Here is a 20,595-nt window from a genome sequence, read left to right on the forward strand (position 1 = left end):
CGCCGGCTCGCGCATGTCGCCTGCCAGATAAGGAGACCCGCATGTCCCGGGCCGCCGCCGGATCCGCCCCGGCTGCATCGCCAGCATCCGCCGCAGCCCGCCCGCCCTCGGCGCGCCCGGTGATCGGCATCGTACTGTTGATCCTGTCGGCCTGGACCCTGTCCTGCCTGGACGCCAGCGGCAAATGGGTCATGGAAGCCGGCGTGTCGCTGCTGATCCTGTGCTGGGTGCGCTATCTGGTGCACCTGCTGCTGGTACTGGCCCTGGTGCTGCCCAAGCGCGGCCTGGGCGTGCTGCGCAGCACGCGTCCCCGCGAGCAATTGCTGCGGGGCAGCTCGATGCTGCTGGCCACCCTGGCGTTCTTCACCACCCTGAGCTACATGCCGCAGGCCGAGGCCACGGCCATCAATTTCCTGGCCCCGCTGATCGTGCTGGCCCTGGCCCCCTGGGTGCTGAAAGAGCCGCCGCGCCTGTCGCGCTGGGTGGCCGCGGCCGTGGCATTCGGCGGCGTATTGATCATCGTGCGGCCGGGCGGCGGGCTGCATCCGCTGGGTGTGTTCTTCGGTCTGTTGACGGCCTGCTGCTTTGCCGCGCAGTTCATTGCCACCCGCCGCGTGGCCAGCGACGATCAATACACCTCGCTGATCTGGAGCGGCGCCGTGGGCACCGTCTGCCTGACCCTGGCATTACCCCTGACCCTGCCGCCCGCCCTGCCGGTGCTCAGCCAATTGAGTCCCGGCAACTGGATGCTGCTGATCTCCACCGGCGTATCCGGCGCACTGGGCCACTTGCTGCAGATCGGCGCCTACCGCAATGCCGCGGCCTCGACGCTGGCGCCGTTCGTGTATTTGCAGATCGTCAGCGCCACCGCGGTGGGCTGGCTGGTGTGGGGGCATTTCCCGGATGCGCTGACCTGGCTGGGAATTGCCATCATCTGCGGCAGCGGCATCGTCATCGGCCTGATCGAATGGCGGCGCAGCCGCGTGGCCGCGCTGCGCAAACAATGAAACAGATGCGGCTAGGCCGGGGACGCCGCGGAGCCGGCTTTGCCGGTCCGCCAGCGTCGCCCCCTCGAAGTGCAAGCGCGCAGCGCTTCGGGGGTGGGTTTTACTTCAGGCCGACTGGCGGAATTCGCGCCGGTACGCCGACGGCGACACTTTCAGGGTGCGGCGAAAGTGCTGCCGCAGCGATAGCGGCGTGCCGAAACCCGCCTGCGTTGCAATGATCTCCACTGGCGCAGTGCTGGTTTCCAGCAACCGCTGTGCCAAGGCCAGGCGCTGCGCCAGCAGCCACTGGCCCACGGTGCCGCCGGTGGCCTGCCGGAAATGACGGGTGAACGTGCGGCGGCTCATGGCGGCGCGCGCCGCCAGTGAGTCCAGGTCATGGGTGCGATCCAGGTGAGCCGATACCCAGGCCAGCACTTCCGACAGGCGATCCGCCCCCACCGAAGCCGGCACCGGCTGCTCGACGTACTGGGCCTGCCCGCCTTGCCGGTGCGGCGGCACCACCAGCCGGCGCGCCACGCTGTTGGCCACTTCCGCGCCCCAGCGCCGGCGCAGCACATGCAGGCAGCAGTCGATGCCCGCGACCGTACCGGCCGACGTAACCACATCGCCCGCGTCCACGTACAGCACGTCTCGGTCCAGCTGTACTTGCGGATAGCGCGCCGAGAAATCGTCGGCCCACATCCAGTGGGTCGTGGCGGCCCGCCCGTCCAGCAAGCCGGCCTCGGCCAGCACGAACGCCCCCAGGCATAAACCCACGACCAGGGCGCCGCGCGCATGGGCCTGCCGCAGGGCCTGCAATAACGCCGCGGGCGCCGCCTCGCCGGTATCGCGCCAACTGGGCACCACCACGATATCGGCCTCGGCCAGGGCCTGCAGCGTGTAGCCTGCCTGCACGGCAAATCCGGCGCTGGTACGCAGCATCCCCGTCTCGGCGGCGCAGACGCGCAGGTCGAACGGCGGCATGCCGGGCATCTGGCGCGTTTCGAACACGGCACAGGGAACGGTCAGGTGAAATGCGCTGATCTGGTCGAACGCCACGACAGCAACGACAGTGGGACGCAAGCTGTGGCAAGACGGGGAAGCAATGGGCGGCATGGCGGGCACGCAGGATGAGCGGATGGCGAACGGCAATAGGCCCATTCGATGGGCATGGCCCGATTTTATCGAATATTGTCATTCAGGCCACTATCAGGTACGGCCACCGCTGGGAATAATGCATCCATTCCCCCTGTCCAACCGGAGAACCACCATGACCCAGCCCCCAGCCCGGCGCGCCCTGATCGTCGTCGACGTCCAGAACGAATACTTCGGCGGCAAGCTGCCCATCGAATACCCCGACCCCCAGCTATCGCTGGCCAATATCGGCCGCGCCATGGATGCAGCCCGTGCGGCTGGCGTACCCATCGTGCTGGTACAGGACGTCGAGCCGCCCCAGTCGCCGCTGTTCGCCCAGGGTTCGCATGGTGCCGAGTTGCACGACAGCGTCGTATCGCGCCCGCACGATCATCGGGTAGTGAAGAACCTGCCCAGCGCCTTCGCCGGCACGGGCCTGGAGGCCTGGCTGGCCGAGCTCGGCATCGATACCATCACGGTCGTGGGCTACATGACGCACAACTGCGATGACTCGACCGTGAAGCATGCCGTGCACGCTGGGTTGGGGGTGGAACTGCTGGGCGACGCCACCGGCTCGGTGCCGTACTCGAACAGCGCAGGCCAGGCCTCGGCCGAGGAAATCCATCGCGTGCTGACCGTGGTGATGCAAAGCCGCTTCGCGGCGGTGATGAGCACCGAACAATGGATTGCCGGCCTGAACGGCGCAGCGATGCCCACGCGCGACAACATCTATGCGTCGAACCAGCGGGCACGCGGCCTGGCGGCGCAGGCGGCCTGAAGCCCGGGCGGGTTCAGTCGGCCAGCCTGCCCGCCGCCAATACCAATTGCCGCCCGCAGCGGGCCGCCAATTGCGCATCGTGGGTAACCAGCACCAGGGTGGTGCCGTGCTCGCGATGCAGGTCGAACATCAGGTCCACCACGGTGGCGCCCGTGGCCGCATCCAGGCTGCCGGTCGGTTCGTCGGCAAACAGCAGGTCGGGCTGCACCACGAAGGCGCGGGCCAGCGACACCCGCTGCTGCTCGCCTCCCGACAGGGTACGCGGGTAGTGATGCAGCCGCTCGCCCAGCCCCACCCGCTGCAGCATGGCCTGCGCGGCCTCGCGGGCCGGCTGGCCAGCCAGTTCCAGCGGCAGCATGACGTTTTCCAGCGCCGTCAGGTTGGGCAGCAGTTGAAATGACTGGAACACGAAGCCCACATGGCGTGCCCGCAACTGCGCCCGGCCGTCCTCATCCAGCGAAAACAGATCCTGGCCGGCCAGCCGGACGGTGCCTACAGAGGGAACATCCAGGCCGGCCATCAGTCCCAACAACGTAGACTTGCCAGAACCGGAGCTGCCGGTAATCGCCACGGCGCTGCCGGCAGCCACCGTAAAATCGATTCCTTCCAGGATCGACAGCGTGCCGCCCGCGTCGGACACCTGCTTGCCCAGCCCAGAGACTTCGATCGAGACCTTGCTATCCATGCGCTTATTCTTCCGTTTGTTTGTTGCCGCCGCGATGACCGCCGCCCTTGCCGCACCGGCCGCCCACGCTCAGACCGCTGCCCCGGCTCCAGGTTCCGCGACACGCACCCTGCTGGTCGTGGGCGACAGCCTGTCGGCCGAATATGGCCTGGCCCGCGGCACCGGATGGGTGCCATTGCTGGCCAAGCGGATGTCAGAACAATACCCCAACTACCAGATCGTCAATGCCAGCATCAGCGGCGACACCACCAGCGGCGGCGTGGCACGCCTGCCGGCGCTGCTTCAGCGCCACCAGCCGGCGATCGTGGTGCTTGAATTGGGGTCGAACGATGCGCTGCGCGGGCTGTCGCTGCAAATGACCGGGCAGAACCTGCGCGACATGGCCCGGCGCTCACGCCAGGCCGGTGCCCGGGTACTGATCGTGGGCATGCAGATTCCGCCCAACTACGGGCGCGATTACGCTCAACGTTTCGCTGGCGTGTTCCCCGCGGTGGCGAAGGCCGAACAGGCAGGCCTGGTGCCTTTTCTGATGGACGGCATGGCCACCGACCGCGCCATGTTCCAGGCCGACGGCATACACCCCAACGAGCAGGCGCAGCCGGCGCTGCTGGAAAACGTATGGGCCGCGCTGCGGCCCATACTGGACAACGATCAATCGGCCGATTGATCCTGGCTTTGCAGCACTGCCGCGGCTTCCGGCAGGATCTTCACCTGGTACTGCTGGCGCAGCATCTGCAGCACCGCTGCATCTTCGGCCTGGCCCCAGGCCGCGCCCAACTGGCGCGCCAGCATGTCGCGGGCGGATTCGTCGGCGGCGCCGGGCTCGATCTTGTCCAGCCGCACCACCACATAGTCGTTGCCATCGGCCACCCCGGCGTAGCCGGGCAGCGGCTGGGCCGGCAAGCGCATGGCGGCGTCCAGCACCGCCTGCGACAATTGCCGCGGCTGCTGGCGTGACACCACGGTAGTCGCGCCAAAACCTTCAGGCAGCGTGGCCGGATCGGCCTTCCAGCCTTCCAGGGCCGTAGTGGCCGCCTTGCGGGCGGCCTCGGCGGCACGCTCGTCGAGCAGGCGCTCGCGGATCGAATCGCTGACTTTTTCCAGCGGCGGAACGTGTTCGGGCTGGACCTGCGTCACGCGCACCGCCAGCATGGTGTCCGGCGAGAGCTCGATGACGCCGGAATTCTGCTTGTCGCGCAGTACATCGGGCGAAAACAAGGCCTGGCGCACGCGCGGGTTGTCCAGCAATTGGGCATCGGGGCTGGCGGCTGCCGCCTGGGCACCGGCCTGCTCGGCCGGCAACAACCCTTCGCGCGTGATGCCGGTGGCGCTGCGCAGCTTCAGGCCCAGCGCGTCGGCGGCGGGCTGCAGGCTGTCGCGCTGGTCGTAGACGGTTTCGGTCAGCTTGGTGGCCATTTCCGAGAAGCGGGTGGCGGCGACCTGCTTGCGGATCTCGGCGGCGATCTCGTCGCGCACTTCGGCCAGCGGCTTGACGGCAGCCGGCTGCACCTCGGTGATCTTGACGATGTGCAGGCCCGAGGGGCTTTCGACCACGCCGGACACCTGGTCCTTGGAAAGGCTGAACACGGCTTTTTCCAGCGGCCCGGTCAGCATGCCGGGCGCCAGCCAACCCAGGTCGCCACCCTTGTCGGCCGAGCCGGCGTCTTGCGAGTTGGCGCGTGCCAGGTCGGCGAATTTGGCCGGATCGGCAGCGGCCTCTTTGGCCAGCGATTCGGCCTTGGCGTGCGCGGCCTTGCGGGCCTCGTCCGAGGCGCCCGCGGGCACTTCGATCATGATGTGGCTGGCGCGCCGGCGTTCGGGCTGGCCAAAGCGGTTCTTGTTCTGTTCGTAGTAGCTGGCGATGTCTTCGTCTTTGACCTGCACCTCTTGCGTGGCGGCGGCCTCGTCCAGCACCAGGTATTGCGCGCTGACCTGCTCGGGCACGACCAGCTGCTGCTTGTTGGCGTCGTACCAGGCCTGGATGTCTTGCGGCGACACCGACACCTGCGCACGATGATCGGCCGCGGCGAAGCGGCGCAATTGCACCGTGCGCTGCTGCGTCAGGGCGGATTCCAGGTTCGCGGTAACCGCAGCCGGCACCGTGGCCGACTGGGTAACGGGTTCGAGCACGCGGCCCACCGCCAGGTCGCGGCGCAAGCCGGCTTCGAACGAGGTGGGCGTCATGCCCTGCGCAGCCAGCACCTGGCGATAACGCTCGGGCGAGAAGCGGCCATTGTCCTGCACCTGGGGAATCGCGGCGATGGTGTTGCGCAGCGTGCCATCGGACACCGAAAAGCGGTTCTCGGAGGCCACTTGGGCCAGCAGGCGCTGGTCGATCAACTGGTTGAGCAATTGCTCGCGCATGGCGGGCGTATCGACCTGGGCGGGATCGAACTGGCTGCCCAGGCGCTGGCGGAACTGCTCGAGCTGGTTGCGGTGGGCCATGTCGAATTCACCGCGCGTGACGGGCTGGCCAGCCACCGTGGCGAGCTCGGGTTCGCGGCTGATGAAGCTGTCGTAGCCCTGGATACCGACCAGGAAGAATGACGGCACGATCAGGATCAGCAGAATGAACTGCATCCAGCGGCGATGATTGCGTAGTAGTTCGAACATGAATTCCCTGTTTGCCGTACGCGGCGCGCCCGACGAACATGGACGCCGCGCCGCAAAAAAACGCATAAAAAAGGGCGAACCCGATTCGCCCTTGCTCCGCCCTTGCCAGGTGCCGGAATCGAACCCGGTAAGCCGCCGGAGTTTACCATTTTCGCCCCGTACGCCACAGCCGCACCCACTACGGTCGCCCCAGGGCGGCGCCCGCGCCGACGCCGGGCGGCCGGGCCAAAGGAGTATCCTTGCATGCTTCCCTCCGTGAATTTGTCTGGTGCTTCCCCGGCATGCCCGCTCCCTGGCCCTATCCTTCCCATATTGCCCATCGCGGCGGCGGCCGCCTGGCCCCCGAAAATACCCTGGCCGCCATGCGGGTCGGCGCCCAGCACCGCTTCCGCATGTTCGAGTTCGACGTCAAACTCAGCCAGGACAAGGTTGCCGTCCTGCTGCACGACGCCACGCTGGAGCGCACCACCGATGGCCATGGCCCGGTGGCGGCGCAGTCTTACGCTGACCTGGCCCGCCTGGATGCCGGCAGCTGGCATTCGCCCGCCTACGCCGGCGAGCCCGTACCCAGCTTCCAGAGTGTCGCCCGCTACGCCATTGCCAATGGCATAGCGTGCAACGTCGAGATCAAGCCCAGCCCTGGCCAGGACGTCGAAACCGGCACTGCCATCGCCCTGGCTGCGCGCGAGTTCTGGCAAGACGCGCTGCCGGCACCGCTGTTGTCGTCGTTTTCCGAAGCGGCCCTGGCCGCCGCCCAGGCGGCGGCGCCCGAGCTGCCGCGCGCCTTGCTGGTGGAGCAGGTGCCCACCGACTGGGCCGACCGTCTGGCACGCTACGGGTGCGCGGCACTGAACATCAACCATCGCGACGCCAGCCGCGAACTGATCGAGGCCGTGCACGCCGCCGGCTACCGCATCGCCGCCTGGACGATCAACGACCCGGCGCGCGCCCGATTATTGCTATCCTGGGGCCTGGATGCCCTTTTCACCGACGAGCTGGCCGACATCGGCCCGCCCGCCTGAACGCAGGACCCCGCTTTGTTCAGTTACCGACACGCCTTCCATGCCGGCAATCATGCCGACGTTCTCAAGCACGCATTGCTGGTCCATACGCTGGACTACCTGAACCGCAAGGACGCCCCCTACTGGGTGGTGGATACCCATGCGGGCGCCGGGCTGTATGCCCTGGACAGCGACTGGGCCGCCCAGAACGCCGAGTTCGCCGACGGTATCGGCCGCCTGTGGCAGCGCAACGACCTGCCGCCGCTGCTGGCCGACTACATGACGCGGGTGCAGCGCTACAACCCCAATGGCCGCCTGCGTCATTACCCGGGCTCTCCGTGGTTGATCCTGGATGCCCTGCGCGAACGCGACCGGCTGCGCCTGTTTGAAATGCACCCCACCGAGTCGGACGTACTGGTAGGCAACCTGGAACAACTGGACAAGACCGCCCTGCGCCAGACCACCATCTACGCTACCGACGGCTTCGAGGGCATGAAGGCGCTGCTGCCTCCCCCGCCGCGTCGCGGCCTGGTACTGATCGACCCGTCATACGAAGACAAGCAGGATTACAAGCGCGCCCTGAATGCCGTGAAAGAAGGCATCAAACGCTTTGCCACCGGCACGTATGCCGTGTGGTACCCGCTGGTGCAGCGTCGCGAGGCCACCGAACTGCCCCGGCACCTGGAAAACCTGCAAGTGAAGAACTGGCTGCACGTGTCGCTGGCCGTAAAAAAACCCGCCAGCGACGGGTTCGGGCTGCATGGCAGCGGCATGTTCATGGTGAATCCGCCCTGGACGCTGCACGCGGCCTTGAAAGAATCCATGCCGGTGCTGAAGCGGCTGCTGGCGCAGGACGACCGCGCCGCCTACACGCTGCAGCACCGCGCCGCGTAGGCGCCGCGGCACCGCGGGTGCGGGTCAGCGGCGCAGCAGCAAGGCCCGCAGGCTCAGGATCACCAGCACGGCAAACAGCGCCAGGCTCCACAGCACGTATTCCACGCCCATCACCTCGACCGTGGCGTCCATGCAGGTGGCATAGATCCCGAACAGCCAGGGCATGCCGCCATCCAGGCCCGAGCCGCTCATGAAGCGGTCGGCAAAGGTCTGGTCGCACGAGAACATCTGCGCCGCCACATCGTATTGGTACCAAGCCGCGGTGATGCCGCCCACCCCCAGCAAGACGCACAGGGCCGAGCAAACGCGCGCGATCGCGCCGGCAAACGCGCCAACCAGGGCGACCACGCCGATCGCCAGGTAGATCAGGCGCTGCAGCACACACCATGCGCAGGGCGGCAGGTCGTAGAAATGCTGGGAAACGAGCGCCAACCCCACGGCGGCGAAACAAAGAACAGCTATCAGCAATAACAAGCGTTGGCGGGATGAATGCATGGCGTGGACCGGATGTGACAGTTAGGCAGGTAGGCAGGCCGTTGGGCAGCCGGACCGCGCGGCGGCCCGGCATCGAATGAACGACGGGCTCAGGCGTCGTTGGACCCGTATCCCATGTTGAACTGCAATCCGCCGGACGACTCTTCGTCGCTCGAGCTGCGGCGCGACTGGCCCAGGCGCTCGAGGTATTCGGCAGTGATATCGCCGGTGATGTATTGGCCGTCGAAGCACGAGGCCTCGAAGCGCTTGAGCGCCGGATTCATATCGGTGACCGACTGCTGCATATCTTGCAGGTCTTGGTAGATAAGCCCATCGGCACCGATAGTCTGGGCGATTTCCTCGTCGGACCGGCCGGTGGCGATGAGTTCGCTTTGCGTAGGCATGTCGATGCCGTACACATTGGGAAAGCGCACCGGTGGCGCGGCCGAAGCGAAATACACCTTGTTGGCGCCGGCCGCTCGGGCCATGTCGACGATCTCGCGGCTGGTCGTGCCACGCACGATGGAATCGTCGACCAGCAACACGTTCTTGCCCTTGAATTCCATGCCGATGGCATTGAGCTTCTGGCGCACCGACTTGCGGCGCACCGCCTGGCCCGGCATGATGAAAGTGCGGCCCACGTAGCGGTTCTTGATCAGGCCCTCGCGGTAATCCAGGTTCAGGCGCGCGGCCAGTTGCATAGCGGCCGGCCGCGACGAATCGGGAATGGGCATCACCACGTCGATATCGCCCAGGCGCATATTGCGCGCGACCTTATCGGCCAGGTACTCGCCCATGCGCAGCCGCGCGTCGTACACCGACACGCCATTGATCAGCGAATCGGGCCGGGCGAAGTACACATATTCGAAAATACACGGCACCAATTGCGGGTTGTCGGCGCACTGACGGCTGACCATGCGGCCGTCCAGGTCGACGAACACGGCCTCGCCGGGCTCGACATCGCGCACGAAGACAAAGCCGCTGCCTTCCAGGGCCACCGATTCGGATGCCGCCATCCATTCGACGCCCTCTTCGGTTTCCTGGCGGCCGATGCACAGCGGCCGGATGCCATGCGGATCGCGGAAAGCCAGCAGGCCGTAGCCGGAAATCTGCGCCACCACCGCATAGGCGCCACGCACCCGCTTGTGCAGGGCGGCAACGGCGCGGAAGATCGTGTCGTCGTCGAGCGAGACCCCGTTGGCGGCCGATTGCAGTTCGTGCGCCAGCACATTGAGCAATACTTCGGAATCGGAGTTGGTATTGATATGGCGCCGATCGACGCGGTACAGCGATTCGCGCAGTTCGCGCCAGTTGGTCAGGTTGCCGTTGTGCGCGAAGGTGATGCCAAACGGGGCGTTCACGTAGAACGGCTGGGCCTCTTCTTCGCTGGCGCTGGAGCCGGCCGTGGGATAGCGCACATGGCCGATGCCGCTGACACCCGGCAGCGAGCGCATGTTGCGGGTACGGAAAACGTCGCGCACCAGGCCATGCGCCTTGAACATATTGAAATGGCTGCCTTGCGACGTGGCGATGCCGGCGGCATCCTGGCCGCGATGCTGCAACAGCAGCAGGCTGTCATAGAGCAATTGGTTGACCGGCCCGCGCCCGACGACCCCTACGATTCCACACATGGTGATTTCCCGTTAAACGAAACTTAGTAGGGCAGCCACGTCGCCAGCGACGGAGGCAGCCACAACTTGACCTGCTTGACGGCCTCGGTGGCCGAATGCGAAAACATGGCGTCCTGCCACCAGGGTTCTTGCGGCAGCGGCGTATAGCCGCCCAGCGCCACCAGTACCAGCACGATCAGCAGCCCGCGCGCCAGCCCGAAAATGGCTCCCAGGCCATGGTCGGCGGGCGTCAGGCCAGTGGTGCGGATCAGGGCCGCCAAGGTCATGTTGACCAGCCCCACGCCCAACAGCACCACGATGAACACCGCCGCGTAGGCCACGCCCATGCGCAGCATGGCAGTCTCGATATAGGCTTCCAGCCAGCCATATACCGTAGGCCCCCACCAGATCGCAGCAATGAACGCCAGTACGAACGCCATCAGCGACAACACTTCTTTCAGCAGGCCGCGCAGCAGGCCCAGCAGGCCCGACACCGCCAGGATCGCCATCACGACGAAATCGAAGCCGGTCACTGGCTGGCGATGAAGCCGTTGTCGTAGCCCAGCGTGCGCAACCGCGCCTGGGCCGCCTGAGCGGCATCGCGCGACGGGAACGGCCCCACGCGCAGGCGGTACTGCTGCTTGCCGCTCACCGCGGCCTGTTCGACGAAGGCATTGGTGACACCGGCCTGATGCAGCTTGGTGCGCCGCGACTGCGCGTCGGCCTGGCTGCTATAGGACGCGATCTGCAATACGAAATTGCCCTTGGCGGCCGGCGCCGGCGGCTTGGCCGCGGGCGGATTGGCCGCGTTCGAGCTGCGGCCTTCCAGCAGCGCCAGGGCGCGCTCGCCATCTTCATCGCGCGGCGGCTTGGCCGGCTGCGCCGGCGGCTTGGCGGCCGGCGGTTGTGGCGCGGCAGCGGGATCGGGGCGCTCGGCCTGCGCCGTGGCCGGCGGCTGTTGCGCGGGCGGCGTGGAAAGGTCGGGCGGGGTGGGTGGCGTGGCCGGGGCCTGCGCATCTGGCGGCTGGGCCGGCGCCGTGGTTTCCGGCGTACCCGTGGCGCCGGACTCGGCCGTGGCCGGCGGCGACACCGAAGGCTGGTAAGGCGTGTTTCGGTCGGGGATGCGGATGGGGATATCGTCAGCCACCGGCACGGGCTCGGAATCGAGCACCATGGGCAGCACGATGACGGCTGCCAGCACCAGCGCTACCGCCCCGGCCAACCGGCGACGGGCGCGCGCACGAAGTTCCGCCGCTTGGGCTTCGCTGGAGACCGATGGACGCGGCCTGGAGGGCGATGCCTGCGAGGCGGAATCTTTGCGAGTGAACAATCCCATGGACAGGAATTCCTTGCGACCTGGGCGGGGCCGGCGCCCCGCCTGCCCGAGACCTATGCTTTGCGGCCCAACGACTGCAAAACCGAGGCAACGGTGAGAAATGAGCCGAACACCACGATTCTATCACCCTCGCCCGCCTGTTCGCGGACCGCGGCATAGGCGGCGACGGGGTCCGTGCAGGCCCGCACCGTAGGGGCCTCTCCCCCGGCCGGCGCAGGCGGCAGGGCGGCCGATACGCGCCGGGCCAGATCCTGGCCCGACCCGCCGCGCGGCCCCGGCAGCCCGGCGCAGTACCAGTGGTCGATACGGCTGCCCAGCTTGGCGATGACGCCGTCGACATCTTTGTCGTTGAGCATGCCGAACACGGCATAGGTATAAGGATGAAAGCCCATGTTGTCGAGATTCTGGGCCAGTACCGCCGCCGCGTGCGGATTGTGCGCCACGTCCAGGATCACCGCCGGCTGGCCGGGCAGGATCTGGAACCGGCCCGGCAGCGAAGCCTGCAGCAGGCCGACGCGCACGGCCTGCTGCGGCACCGGCAGCCGGTCGCGCACGGATTCCAGCGCGGCCAGCGCGGCCGCGGCATTGAGCAACTGGTTGGCGCCGCGCAGCGCCGGATAGGCCAGCGCATTGCGCCGCTGGGCGCGGCCGCCATACGCCCACTGCTGGCGATCGCCGGAATAATTGAAGTCCTGGCCAAAGCGCCACAAGTCGGCGCCTATGGCCTGCGCGTGGTCCAGCAAGGTCTGCGGCGGCTGCGGGTCGCTGCAGATGGCGGGGCGGCCAGCGCGATAGATATGGGCTTTTTCCAGGCCGATCTGTTCGCGCGTGTCGCCCAGGTAGTCGGTATGGTCGAGGTCTACGCTGGTGATGACGGCGCAGTCGGCATCCACAATATTGACAGCGTCGAGCCGGCCACCCAGGCCGACCTCGAGCACCACGGCGTCCAGCTTCGACTGCGAGAACAGGCGCAGGATGGCCAGTGTGGTGAATTCGAAATAGGTCAGCGTGACCGCACCGCGGGCGGCTTCGACCGCGGCGAATTGTTCGGTCAGTGCGGCATCGCTGGCGATCTCGCCGTTGATGCGGGCCCGTTCATTGAAATCGATCAGGTGCGGCGAGGTATACAGCCCCACCCGGTAGCCAGCTGCCAACAGGATGGCTTCGAGCATGGCACAGGTAGACCCCTTGCCATTGGTGCCGCCCACGACGAACTTGATGCCGTCCAGCTGCAGCGCCAGTCGCTCGGCGACTTGCCTGACCCGGTCCAGGCCCAGGTCGATGGCCTTGCCATGAATAGACTCGAGATACTGCAGCCACTGCGGCAACGGGGTAGCGGCATCGAGACGGGGGGCAGGCATGAAGGCACACACAAATGACAGAGGCGGCAGTTTAGCAGCCGGCCCCGTGGCCCACGCCGATACCCCACCCCGCTGCAGTGCTATCAGGGAAAATCCACTTGCCTGTTTTTTTCGCATGTATGAAAATAATTTCACAGACAGGAAATCCAGGAGACACCGCATGTCGCATTCCCCCCGCTGGCTGGTGCGCGAGGCCGATGTGCCCGGCTACCACCCCGCGAACCATACCGGCACGCTTAACCGGCGCCTGATCGGCGCCGAAACCGTCGGTGCCCGCCATGTGGAAATGCTGCTGGGCGTGATCGAGAAGGGGCAAGGCGCCCTGCCCCACGCCCACCCCGGCATCGAGCAGGTTTGCTACTTGCTGGCCGGCACCGCACGCGCCCAGGTCGGCGATGAATCGGCTGACATGGTGGCTGGCGACTGCTGCTATTTTCCACCCGATATCCCGCATGTGTTTACCGTGACCAGCGACGCGCCCGCGCGGCTGCTGGTCATTTACTCGCCCCCCTACGAAGAATCGTCCGATCGCGTCATACGCGGCTTCGCGGCATCCACGGCGCCCGCCTGAGCGGGCCACCCTTTCCCGACCAGGCGGCCGACAGACGCCGCCGCACTACCAGGAGACACACCCATGTTCTTACGCTCTCTGCGCGCCGCCGCCCTGGCCGGCGCCGCGCTGGCCGCCGCCGGCCCCGCGCACGCCGCCTATCCCGACAAGCCGATCAACCTGGTGGTGCCGTTTCCGGCGGGCTCGGGCACCGACGCGGTAGGCCGCATTTTCGCGGCCGAACTGGGCAATATCCTGGGCCAGCAAGTCGTCGTGGAAAACAAGCCCGGCGCCAACGCCACCATTGCCGCCAACTACGTGGCCCGCGCCAAGCCCGATGGCTACACGCTGTTCGTCACCACCAACACCTCGCATTCGGCAGCGCCCTTCTTGATGAAGAACGTGCCTTACGACCCGGTGAAAGATTTCACGCCCATCGCGCGCGGCGGCAACCTGCCGTTCTTGTTGGTGGTCAACCCGCAGCGCCCGTACAAGAGCGTGCAGGAACTGGTGGACTACGCGCGCAAGAACCCCGGCCGCGTCACCTATGCCACCGGCAACAGCACCGGCATCGTGGCTGGCGGCACGCTGGCGCGCCGCGCGGACATCGACATCCTGCATGTGCCCTATAAGGGCACGCCCCAGGCGCTGACCGACCTGGTCGGCGGCCAGGTGGACTTCATGTTTACCGACCTGGCATCGGGCCTGCCGTTCGTGCAGTCGGGCCAATTGCGCGCGCTGGCAGTATCGACGGCCGAACGCAGCAGCATCGTGCCCGACCTGCCGTCGATGCGCGAGGCGGGCGTGGCGGACTTCGACCTGAACTCGTGGAACGGCTATTTCGGCCCGGCCGGCCTGCCGCCCGAGATCGTGGCCAAGCTCAATGCCGCCATCAACCAGATCGTGTCCAACCCCGACGTGCGCAAGCGCCTGGCCGGCCTGGGCTTTGATGCCTTCAGCGGCACGCCCGAGAGCTTCGCCACCTTTGTCAGCGAACAGCGGGACTTGTGGGGCAAGCTGATCAAGGACGCAGGTATCCAGCCACAATGACCGCAATTGCCGAGACCGCCGGCCCGCTGGCCGGCGTACGTATCCTGGACCTGAGTTCAGTCGTCATGGGGCCTTATGCCACGCAGGTATTGGGCGACCTGGGGGCCGACATCATCAAGGTCGAATCCCCCGCCGGCGACAATATGCGGGCGGTGGGGCCCATGCGCAACGCCGGCATGGGCCACCTGTACCTGCACCTGAACCGCAACAAGCGCTCGATCGTGCTGGACCTGAAAACCGCGGGCGGCCGCGAAGCCTGCCTGAAGCTGGCCGAAGGCTGCGACGCGCTGCTGTACAACATACGGCCGCAAGCCATGGCGCGGCTGGGGCTGTCGTACCAGGCCGTGGCCGCGCGCAATCCGCGACTGGTCTATATAGGCGCCTATGGTTTCGGCGAAGCCGGGCCCTACGCCGGGCGCCCGGCCTATGACGACCTGATCCAGGGGCAGACCGGCATCGCCGACCTGTTCAGCCGCCAAAGCGGCGACGTGCCCCGCTATGCGCCTTTGACGCTGGCCGACCGCGCCGTGGGCCTGCATGTGGCCATCGCGCTGGTGTCGGCGGTGCTGCATGCCCGCGGCCACGGGCGCGGCCAGGCAGTCGAGATTCCCATGTTCGAGGGCATGGCGCATATGGTGCTGGGCGACCACCTGGGCGGCGCCACGTTCGATCCGCCGCTGGGCCCCACCGGCTATACCCGCCTGCTGGCGGCGCACCGCCGGCCCTACGCCACGGCCGACGGTTATCTGTGCCTGCTGATCTACAACGACAAGCACTGGCGCAATTTCTTTACCCTGATCGGCCGCCCCGAGCTGGAACACGACCCGCGTTTCTGCACGCACACGGCGCGTGCGCACCACATCGACGAGGCCTATGCGTTCGTCGCCGAAGTCATGCGCACGCGCAGCAGCGCCGGCTGGCTGGCCGACCTGGCGCGCGCCGACATTCCCGCGGCACGCCTGTATTCCGTGGACGATCTGGTTGAAGACGAGCATCTGCAAGCCACCGGCTTCGTGCACACGCTGGAACACCCCACCGAGGGCCGCTTGCGCACGCCAGCGCCGCTGGGGCGCTACGACGGCACGCCCACGGCCATACGCCACCCGGCACCGCGCCTGGGCGAGCACAGCCGCGAAATCTTGCGCGAAGCGGGCTGCACCGATGCCGAGATCGACGCACTGATCGCCGCGCGCGCCACCCAAGAAGGAGCCTCTTGATGGATTTCGAATTTTCATCCGACCAATTGGCCTTGCGCGACGCCATAGGCCGCGTTTGCGAACGATTCCCCGACGAATACTGGCTGGAGCGCGATCGCGACGGCGGCTTTCCGCACGACTTTCATGCCGCCCTGGCCAACGACGGCTGGCTGGGCATTGCCATGCCCCAGGAATATGGCGGTGCCGGGCTGGGCATGACCGAAGCGGCCCTGATGATGCAAACCGTCGCCGCCTCGGGGGCCGGGTTCACCGGCGCCTCGGCAGTGCACATGAATATTTTCGGCCTGAACCCGGTGGTGGTATTCGGTACCGACGAGCAGCGCGGCCGCTGGCTGGAACCCCTGATCGCCGGCCGCGAGAAAGCCTGCTTCGCGGTCACCGAACCCGATGCCGGCCTGGACACCACCAAGCTCTCGACCCGGGCCGAGCGCCACGGCGATGAATACGTGGTGCAGGGCCGCAAGATCTGGATATCCACCGCGCAAGTTGCCCACAAGATGCTGCTGTTGGCACGCACCACGCCACTGGCCGACGTGGCCAAGCCCACCCAGGGCCTGTCGCTCTTCTATACCGACCTGGACCGCAACAAGGTCGAGGTGCGCGAGATCGAGAAAATGGGCCGCAAGGCGGTCGACTCGAACATGCTGTTCATCGACGGGCTGCGCATCCCGGTGGCCGACCGTATCGGCGAAGAGGGCCGTGGCTTCGAGTACATACTGCATGGCTTGAATCCCGAGCGCATCCTGATCGCCGCCGAAGCGGTGGGCATGGGCCGCGCGGCACTGGACCGGGCAGTACAGTACGCCGGCGAACGCACGGTATTCGGCCGCCCCATCGGCCAGAACCAAGGCATCCAGCATCCGCTGGCACAGGCCTGGATGCAACTCGAGGCAGCCGACTTGATGGTATTCAAGGCCGCCAGCCTGTATGACGCCGGCCTGTCCTGCGGGCCTTACGCCAACAGCGCCAAATACCTGGGCGCCGAGGCCGGCCACAACGCCTGCCAGACCGCCGTGCTGACCCTGGGGGGCATGGGGTATGCCAAGGAATATCACGTGGAACGGCTGTTGCGAGAAAGCTATATCCCGCGGATTGCGCCGGTCAGCCCGCAATTGATCATGTGCTTCATTGCCGAGAAGGTGCTTGGCTTGCCCAAGTCTTACTAGCTCGGGCTCATTCAGCGCTTTTGTTGCTGGAAGGCATGGTTTTTCTGCCGTCGGGCCGGGGGCCTGGTGGCTGGTTCGGCTTCACGTGCAAGGCCGCGCAGGGCGGCCTACACCTTGCCCGACAACCGCCACCGATTCACCCCCGCTGCTCAAGCGCGGTACAAGCCGCCCGCAAGATGCGGGCGTATTCTTCTTGTTGGGGCTCGATGCGGTAGATGGGGCCGCCCACCGAGATGGCATAGATTTCCCCCGATAGCGTCACGGGCCAGGCAATGGCACAGACATCGGGAATGGACTCGCCCAGGTTCATGAACCAGCCTCGCTGGCGCGACAATTCAAGGTCGGCGTCGACCGCCTGGGGCGAGTCCAGCGTACGTTCGTTGTGGCGGGTCAGCGCACGGCGGGCCAGCAAGGCGTGGCGGGCGTCGGGGTCCAGCATCGAAATCAGGGCCTTGCCCAGCGAATTGGCATGCAGCTCGCGGAATTCGCCCGCCACCGGCGCATACCGGATGGTGTGAGGAGAATCGAGCACTTCCAGGTACACCACCCGGCCCTCGCCACTGAGCTTGCCGAACACCACGGTTTCCTGGGTGGCGTCGCGCAATTCGACCAGGCTGGGATAAACCCGGTCCAGCACCGGATCGGCGCGGGCAATACGCTGCGCCATGGCCAAGAGGCGCCCGGTGGGATAGTACCCCTGGCGCCGGCCGGTCTCGTACAGATAACCCAGGTCGGACAAGGTACGGATCAGCGCCAGGCAACTGGAAACGGGTACTTCGAGCAGCCGCGCCAGTTCGGACAACGGCAAGGCGCGCCGTTCGCGGGCGTAGGTCTCGATGATTTCGATGACTCGCAGGGCCGTCTTGACGCTCATGGGCTCGGGGCTAGGTGAAAGGCAAGAACCGTTGCACGGGCGTATACCTAAAGTTTCGCCCGGGGGTGCCGTTATGGTAGCTGAGAAATTCCCGCAAACCCTCGCTCGAGCGCCCCTGGCGTTCATTCGACAGGAGTGACCATGGCTGTCAGCCCGCTCGCCCCCGCCCCTCTTGCGCTGCCCGCCGTGGCCGTCGCGCCGGCTCCGCCAGAGCCGGCTGTGGCCGTGACCCCAGCGGCTCCATCGACCGATAGCGGCGGCGCGCAAGATGCGGCGGCGGGCACCGGCCAGCCGCCCCTGCCGCTGGAACGCGCGCTGCAAGAAATCAACCAGCAATTGCGCGCCTGGAAAACCCAGTTGCAGTTCGAGATCGACCCGGACGTCCACCAGGTGGTGGTCAGCATCGTCGACTCGGAAACAGGAGACAAGATCCGCACCATTCCGTCCGAAGCGCTGTTGCGTATCGCCCGGATGATCGTGCAAATGCAGGGCAATGCCGTACAGACCACAGCCTGAAAGCGGCAAAGTAGGCCGCCGTTGTGCCCTTGCCCGGCCAATCGCGCAGTACGGCGTTTTGACAGAATCGCATAGCTCGTAAGGAACACACCATGGCCTCTATCACTTCGCTCGGTTCCGGGTCTGGCTTGACCAACCTGGAAGACATGCTTGACCAGTTGCAGAAGGCTGAAGAGACCCGGCTGACGCAGATCACCACCCGGCAGTCCAGCTTCAAGACGCGCATCTCTGCCTACAGCAAGATCCAGAGCGCCGTGGAAGCCGTGCAGAAGGCGGCCGCGGCACTGGGCGATTCGGCCACGCTGGGCGCGGTCAAGAGCTCGGTCAGCGGCGAAGGGCTGACGGCAAAGACCGCCGCCGGCGCGGTAGCCGGCAACTACAAGATAAGTATTACCGAGCTGGCCGCCGCGCAGACCCTGAAATCGGGAGCCGTGAGCGACCGCACCGAAAAGATGGGCACTGGCGGCAGTATCCAGATCACGCTGGAAGGCGACGAAAATGAAACCGTCAGCATCGAGCTGGGGTCGGATACCTCGCTGAACGGCGTGGCCAAGGCCATCAACAGCAACGACCAGGCGGGGGTGCGCGCCACCATCATTACCGATGGCAATGGCGAAAGCTACCTGATGCTGACCAGCAAGACCACTGGCGAAGACGCGGCGATACGCAGCATCACCTCGGACAACGGCGCGGTCCAGGATGTGGTGGGCTACCAGGCAGGCAGCGCCTCGCCCATGAGCGAACAGGAGCCTGCCCGGAATGCCCTGATCACCATCAACGGCATCACGGTGGAAAGCCAGTCCAACACCATCAGCGATGCCATCGATGGCATCACGCTGGAGCTCACTGCCACCACCGAACCCGACAAGTTCATCAACGTGTCGGTCACCAACGACCCATCGGTGCTGTCCAAGGCCGCGAAGTCGTTCGTGGATGCCTACAACAGCCTGCAGTCGACCATCGTCGACCTGACGGCCTTCGATGTCAGCACGGAATCGCAAAGCGCGCTGACCGGCGACGGCACGACCCGCAACATTCAATCCACCATGGCAGCCGCATTGAGGGTCGTGGGCGGCGAAGGCACGGTGCGTACGCTGAGCCAGATCGGCATCACCACCAACCCCACCACGGGCAAGCTGGAACTCGACCAGACCAAGCTGGACAAGGCCCTGGCCGACAATCCGGCCGATGTGTCGCGCCTGTTTGGCGGTGCCGGCGGTCTGGCGGAAAAAATGAAGGCCGCCACCGACAACATCCTGGGCAGCGACGGCGCGATCAAGGCACGCACCGACGGCCTGCAGGACACCGTCGATTCGCTGCAAGACCAATACGACCGCACCAAAATATCCATCCAGGCAACCATGGACAACTATCGTGCGCAATTCACGCGACTCGATGCGCTGGTAGCGCAGATGAACGGCATCAGCAGCTACCTGACGCAGCAGTTCGAAGCCATGTCCAAGCAAAGCTGATTCCACCATATACGCAGGCTGTAGACCATGACTTACGCCGCTCGCCGCCCCGCGGGCCATTCCGCCCGCTCTTACACCGATATCGGCCTCGAGACGCAAGTCTTGAGCGCCAGCCCGCAACGACTGATCACGCTGTTGTTCGATGGCGCCCGCGCAGCCATTGCCCAGGCCCGCCTGCATTTGCAGGCCGGCCGGATAGCCGAGCGCGGCGCGGCCATCTCCAAGGCTACCCGCATCGTGGATGAAGGCCTGAAAACCGGCCTGAACCTGGAGGCCGGCGGCGAAATGGCGGCCAACCTGGCCAACTTGTATGACTACATTGTCCGCACCCTGCTGTTGGCGAACCTGAAAGGCGATGTGGCGCAGTTGGATACCGCCGATCGCCTGCTGGCCGAACTGGCCCAAGCATGGCAAGCGGCCAACGATCCTCCCGCCGTCCCCGTGCCGGCCTGACCCTGACTCACGGCCGCATCGCAGCCGTATCGCCTCTTGCGCGAGACCTTACCCCTATGACGTCCGCTCCCCGGCCCTCTCCTGTCCTGGATATCTACCGGGAAATCGCCAACCTGACCGGCGAAATGCTCGCGGCCGCCCAGGCGGGCGATTGGAGCGCCGTCTTGGTCCTGGGCCAACGCTATTGCGAATGGGTCGAGCAGTTGCGCCGCATCGACTCCATGATGCCGCTGGACAATGCGGGCCGCGAAGCCAAGTACGAACTGCTGGTGCGCATCCTGCAAAACGATGCCGCCACGCGCGACCTGGCCGTTCCCCAGATGGCGCGCCTGACGGACCTGCTGGGACGCATGAAACGCCAGCAATCGCTGCTGTCCACATACGGCGCACGGGCCTCGGCGGCATGAAGCCGGCGCGCAGCCCCC

General features: G+C 66.3%; 22 protein-coding genes. 13 read left to right on the forward strand and 9 right to left on the reverse strand.

What is annotated here, in order from left to right; genetic code table 11:
- The first annotated feature begins 41 nt into the window (after window positions 1–41).
- Window positions 42–1,007, forward strand: a complete 966-nt coding sequence (locus tag KW845_RS25195) for a DMT family transporter (RefSeq protein WP_218372087.1) — start codon at window positions 42–44, stop codon at window positions 1,005–1,007.
- Window positions 1,008–1,112: 105 nt separating this feature from the next.
- Here KW845_RS25195 and KW845_RS25200 read toward each other — a convergent pair whose 3' ends face one another.
- Complete coding sequence (locus tag KW845_RS25200; protein ID WP_218372181.1) at window positions 1,113–2,102, reverse strand: GlxA family transcriptional regulator; 990 nt, start codon at window positions 2,100–2,102, stop codon at window positions 1,113–1,115.
- 154 nt (window positions 2,103–2,256) lie between these two features.
- Here KW845_RS25200 and KW845_RS25205 point away from each other — a divergent pair, with 154 nt between their 5' ends.
- Window positions 2,257–2,898, forward strand: a complete 642-nt coding sequence (locus tag KW845_RS25205) for a cysteine hydrolase family protein (RefSeq protein WP_218372088.1) — start codon at window positions 2,257–2,259, stop codon at window positions 2,896–2,898.
- Window positions 2,899–2,911: 13 nt separating this feature from the next.
- On the opposite strand, the gene KW845_RS25210 is transcribed toward KW845_RS25205, so the two are convergent.
- Window positions 2,912–3,583: an ABC transporter ATP-binding protein gene (locus tag KW845_RS25210; protein ID WP_218372089.1), complete on the reverse strand. Its 672-nt coding sequence runs from the start codon at window positions 3,581–3,583 to the stop codon at window positions 2,912–2,914.
- Here KW845_RS25210 and KW845_RS25215 point away from each other — a divergent pair.
- Window positions 3,582–4,250 (forward strand): arylesterase, encoded by a 669-nt coding sequence (locus KW845_RS25215; protein ID WP_218372090.1) that lies wholly within the window; start codon window positions 3,582–3,584, stop codon window positions 4,248–4,250. The two genes, KW845_RS25210 and KW845_RS25215, sit on opposite strands and share 2 nt — an antisense overlap.
- Here KW845_RS25215 and KW845_RS25220 read toward each other — a convergent pair.
- Window positions 4,235–6,196: a SurA N-terminal domain-containing protein gene (locus KW845_RS25220; RefSeq protein WP_255592914.1), complete on the reverse strand. Its 1,962-nt coding sequence runs from the start codon at window positions 6,194–6,196 to the stop codon at window positions 4,235–4,237. The genes KW845_RS25215 and KW845_RS25220 overlap by 16 nt on opposite strands.
- 281 nt (window positions 6,197–6,477) lie before the next feature.
- Between KW845_RS25220 and ugpQ the strand changes: the two genes are divergently transcribed.
- Both ugpQ and KW845_RS25230 read left to right on the forward strand, forming a co-directional pair.
- Window positions 6,478–7,218 (forward strand): glycerophosphodiester phosphodiesterase, encoded by a 741-nt coding sequence (gene ugpQ, locus KW845_RS25225; protein ID WP_218372092.1) that lies wholly within the window; start codon window positions 6,478–6,480, stop codon window positions 7,216–7,218.
- Window positions 7,219–7,233: 15 nt separating this feature from the next.
- A complete protein-coding gene (locus KW845_RS25230; RefSeq protein WP_218372093.1) occupies window positions 7,234–8,091 on the forward strand; it encodes a 23S rRNA (adenine(2030)-N(6))-methyltransferase RlmJ in 858 nt (285 codons plus the stop codon).
- A gap of 24 nt (window positions 8,092–8,115) precedes the next feature.
- Here KW845_RS25230 and KW845_RS25235 read toward each other — a convergent pair whose 3' ends face one another.
- From KW845_RS25235 to folC, 5 genes are all read right to left on the reverse strand, one after another.
- Window positions 8,116–8,586, reverse strand: coding sequence for a disulfide bond formation protein B (locus KW845_RS25235; protein ID WP_218372094.1), 471 nt, complete (start codon window positions 8,584–8,586; stop codon window positions 8,116–8,118).
- Between the two features lie 89 nt (window positions 8,587–8,675).
- Window positions 8,676–10,196 (reverse strand): amidophosphoribosyltransferase, encoded by a 1,521-nt coding sequence (purF, locus tag KW845_RS25240; RefSeq protein ID WP_218372095.1) that lies wholly within the window; start codon window positions 10,194–10,196, stop codon window positions 8,676–8,678.
- A 23-nt stretch (window positions 10,197–10,219) separates the two neighbouring features.
- On the reverse strand, window positions 10,220–10,708 hold the full coding sequence (locus KW845_RS25245) for a CvpA family protein (protein ID WP_218372096.1): 489 nt from the start codon (window positions 10,706–10,708) through the stop codon (window positions 10,220–10,222).
- Window positions 10,705–11,511 carry an SPOR domain-containing protein gene (locus KW845_RS25250; protein ID WP_218372097.1) on the reverse strand — a complete coding sequence of 269 codons (807 nt, stop codon included), beginning with the start codon at window positions 11,509–11,511 and terminating at the stop codon, window positions 10,705–10,707. The genes KW845_RS25245 and KW845_RS25250 overlap by 4 nt, the downstream gene beginning before the upstream one ends.
- 53 nt (window positions 11,512–11,564) lie before the next feature.
- Window positions 11,565–12,872, reverse strand: a complete 1,308-nt coding sequence (gene folC, locus KW845_RS25255; RefSeq protein WP_218372098.1) for a bifunctional tetrahydrofolate synthase/dihydrofolate synthase — start codon at window positions 12,870–12,872, stop codon at window positions 11,565–11,567.
- Window positions 12,873–13,032: 160 nt separating this feature from the next.
- On the opposite strand from folC, the gene KW845_RS25260 reads away from it, so the two are divergent.
- From KW845_RS25260 to KW845_RS25275, 4 genes are all read left to right on the forward strand, one after another.
- Window positions 13,033–13,443, forward strand: a complete 411-nt coding sequence (locus KW845_RS25260; protein ID WP_218372099.1) for a cupin domain-containing protein — start codon at window positions 13,033–13,035, stop codon at window positions 13,441–13,443.
- A 63-nt stretch (window positions 13,444–13,506) separates the two neighbouring features.
- Entirely contained in the window at window positions 13,507–14,472 is a 966-nt protein-coding gene (locus tag KW845_RS25265; RefSeq protein ID WP_218372100.1) for a tripartite tricarboxylate transporter substrate binding protein, read from the forward strand.
- Window positions 14,469–15,689: a CaiB/BaiF CoA-transferase family protein gene (locus KW845_RS25270; RefSeq protein WP_218372101.1), complete on the forward strand. Its 1,221-nt coding sequence runs from the start codon at window positions 14,469–14,471 to the stop codon at window positions 15,687–15,689. Before KW845_RS25265 ends, KW845_RS25270 begins: the two co-directional genes overlap by 4 nt.
- On the forward strand, window positions 15,689–16,855 hold the full coding sequence (locus KW845_RS25275) for an acyl-CoA dehydrogenase family protein (protein ID WP_218372102.1): 1,167 nt from the start codon (window positions 15,689–15,691) through the stop codon (window positions 16,853–16,855). The genes KW845_RS25270 and KW845_RS25275 overlap by 1 nt, the downstream gene beginning before the upstream one ends.
- A 136-nt stretch (window positions 16,856–16,991) precedes the next feature.
- Here KW845_RS25275 and KW845_RS25280 read toward each other — a convergent pair whose 3' ends face one another.
- Window positions 16,992–17,729 (reverse strand): IclR family transcriptional regulator, encoded by a 738-nt coding sequence (locus tag KW845_RS25280; protein WP_218372103.1) that lies wholly within the window; start codon window positions 17,727–17,729, stop codon window positions 16,992–16,994.
- Between the two features lie 141 nt (window positions 17,730–17,870).
- On the opposite strand from KW845_RS25280, the gene KW845_RS25285 reads away from it, so the two are divergent.
- From KW845_RS25285 to KW845_RS25300, 4 genes are all read left to right on the forward strand, one after another.
- On the forward strand, window positions 17,871–18,245 hold the full coding sequence (locus KW845_RS25285) for a flagellar protein FlaG (protein WP_218372104.1): 375 nt from the start codon (window positions 17,871–17,873) through the stop codon (window positions 18,243–18,245).
- A 92-nt stretch (window positions 18,246–18,337) separates the two neighbouring features.
- Window positions 18,338–19,717 (forward strand): flagellar filament capping protein FliD, encoded by a 1,380-nt coding sequence (gene fliD, locus KW845_RS25290; protein WP_218372105.1) that lies wholly within the window; start codon window positions 18,338–18,340, stop codon window positions 19,715–19,717.
- Between the two features lie 27 nt (window positions 19,718–19,744).
- Window positions 19,745–20,170, forward strand: a complete 426-nt coding sequence (fliS, locus tag KW845_RS25295) for a flagellar export chaperone FliS (protein WP_218372106.1) — start codon at window positions 19,745–19,747, stop codon at window positions 20,168–20,170.
- A 56-nt stretch (window positions 20,171–20,226) separates the two neighbouring features.
- On the forward strand, window positions 20,227–20,577 hold the full coding sequence (locus KW845_RS25300; RefSeq protein ID WP_218372107.1) for a flagellar protein FliT: 351 nt from the start codon (window positions 20,227–20,229) through the stop codon (window positions 20,575–20,577).
- Window positions 20,578–20,595: the final 18 nt, after the last annotated feature.

Origin of the sequence: Bordetella sp. BOR01, assembly GCF_019218885.1 — a bacterium.
Classification (GTDB): domain Bacteria; phylum Pseudomonadota; class Gammaproteobacteria; order Burkholderiales; family Burkholderiaceae_B; genus Bordetella_A.

What these genes read in the sequence shown, in the direction of transcription:
- KW845_RS25215 (WP_218372090.1), top strand. Translation starts at nt 3,582, where the DNA reads ATGCGCTTATTCTTCCGTTTGTTTGTTGCCGCCGCGATGACCGCCGCC.
- folC (WP_218372098.1), bottom strand. Translation starts at nt 12,872, where the DNA reads ATGCCTGCCCCCCGTCTCGATGCCGCTACCCCGTTGCCGCAGTGGCTG.
- purF (WP_218372095.1), bottom strand. Translation starts at nt 10,196, where the DNA reads ATGTGTGGAATCGTAGGGGTCGTCGGGCGCGGGCCGGTCAACCAATTG.
- KW845_RS25195 (WP_218372087.1), top strand. Translation starts at nt 42, where the DNA reads ATGTCCCGGGCCGCCGCCGGATCCGCCCCGGCTGCATCGCCAGCATCC.
- KW845_RS25200 (WP_218372181.1), bottom strand. Translation starts at nt 2,102, where the DNA reads ATGCCGCCCATTGCTTCCCCGTCTTGCCACAGCTTGCGTCCCACTGTC.
- KW845_RS25235 (WP_218372094.1), bottom strand. Translation starts at nt 8,586, where the DNA reads ATGCATTCATCCCGCCAACGCTTGTTATTGCTGATAGCTGTTCTTTGT.
- KW845_RS25265 (WP_218372100.1), top strand. Translation starts at nt 13,507, where the DNA reads ATGTTCTTACGCTCTCTGCGCGCCGCCGCCCTGGCCGGCGCCGCGCTG.
- KW845_RS25260 (WP_218372099.1), top strand. Translation starts at nt 13,033, where the DNA reads ATGTCGCATTCCCCCCGCTGGCTGGTGCGCGAGGCCGATGTGCCCGGC.
- KW845_RS25210 (WP_218372089.1), bottom strand. Translation starts at nt 3,583, where the DNA reads ATGGATAGCAAGGTCTCGATCGAAGTCTCTGGGCTGGGCAAGCAGGTG.
- KW845_RS25270 (WP_218372101.1), top strand. Translation starts at nt 14,469, where the DNA reads ATGACCGCAATTGCCGAGACCGCCGGCCCGCTGGCCGGCGTACGTATC.
- KW845_RS25220 (WP_255592914.1), bottom strand. Translation starts at nt 6,196, where the DNA reads ATGTTCGAACTACTACGCAATCATCGCCGCTGGATGCAGTTCATTCTG.
- KW845_RS25280 (WP_218372103.1), bottom strand. Translation starts at nt 17,729, where the DNA reads ATGAGCGTCAAGACGGCCCTGCGAGTCATCGAAATCATCGAGACCTAC.
- fliS (WP_218372106.1), top strand. Translation starts at nt 19,745, where the DNA reads ATGACTTACGCCGCTCGCCGCCCCGCGGGCCATTCCGCCCGCTCTTAC.
- fliD (WP_218372105.1), top strand. Translation starts at nt 18,338, where the DNA reads ATGGCCTCTATCACTTCGCTCGGTTCCGGGTCTGGCTTGACCAACCTG.
- KW845_RS25205 (WP_218372088.1), top strand. Translation starts at nt 2,257, where the DNA reads ATGACCCAGCCCCCAGCCCGGCGCGCCCTGATCGTCGTCGACGTCCAG.
- KW845_RS25300 (WP_218372107.1), top strand. Translation starts at nt 20,227, where the DNA reads ATGACGTCCGCTCCCCGGCCCTCTCCTGTCCTGGATATCTACCGGGAA.
- KW845_RS25285 (WP_218372104.1), top strand. Translation starts at nt 17,871, where the DNA reads ATGGCTGTCAGCCCGCTCGCCCCCGCCCCTCTTGCGCTGCCCGCCGTG.
- ugpQ (WP_218372092.1), top strand. Translation starts at nt 6,478, where the DNA reads ATGCCCGCTCCCTGGCCCTATCCTTCCCATATTGCCCATCGCGGCGGC.
- KW845_RS25250 (WP_218372097.1), bottom strand. Translation starts at nt 11,511, where the DNA reads ATGGGATTGTTCACTCGCAAAGATTCCGCCTCGCAGGCATCGCCCTCC.
- KW845_RS25275 (WP_218372102.1), top strand. Translation starts at nt 15,689, where the DNA reads ATGGATTTCGAATTTTCATCCGACCAATTGGCCTTGCGCGACGCCATA.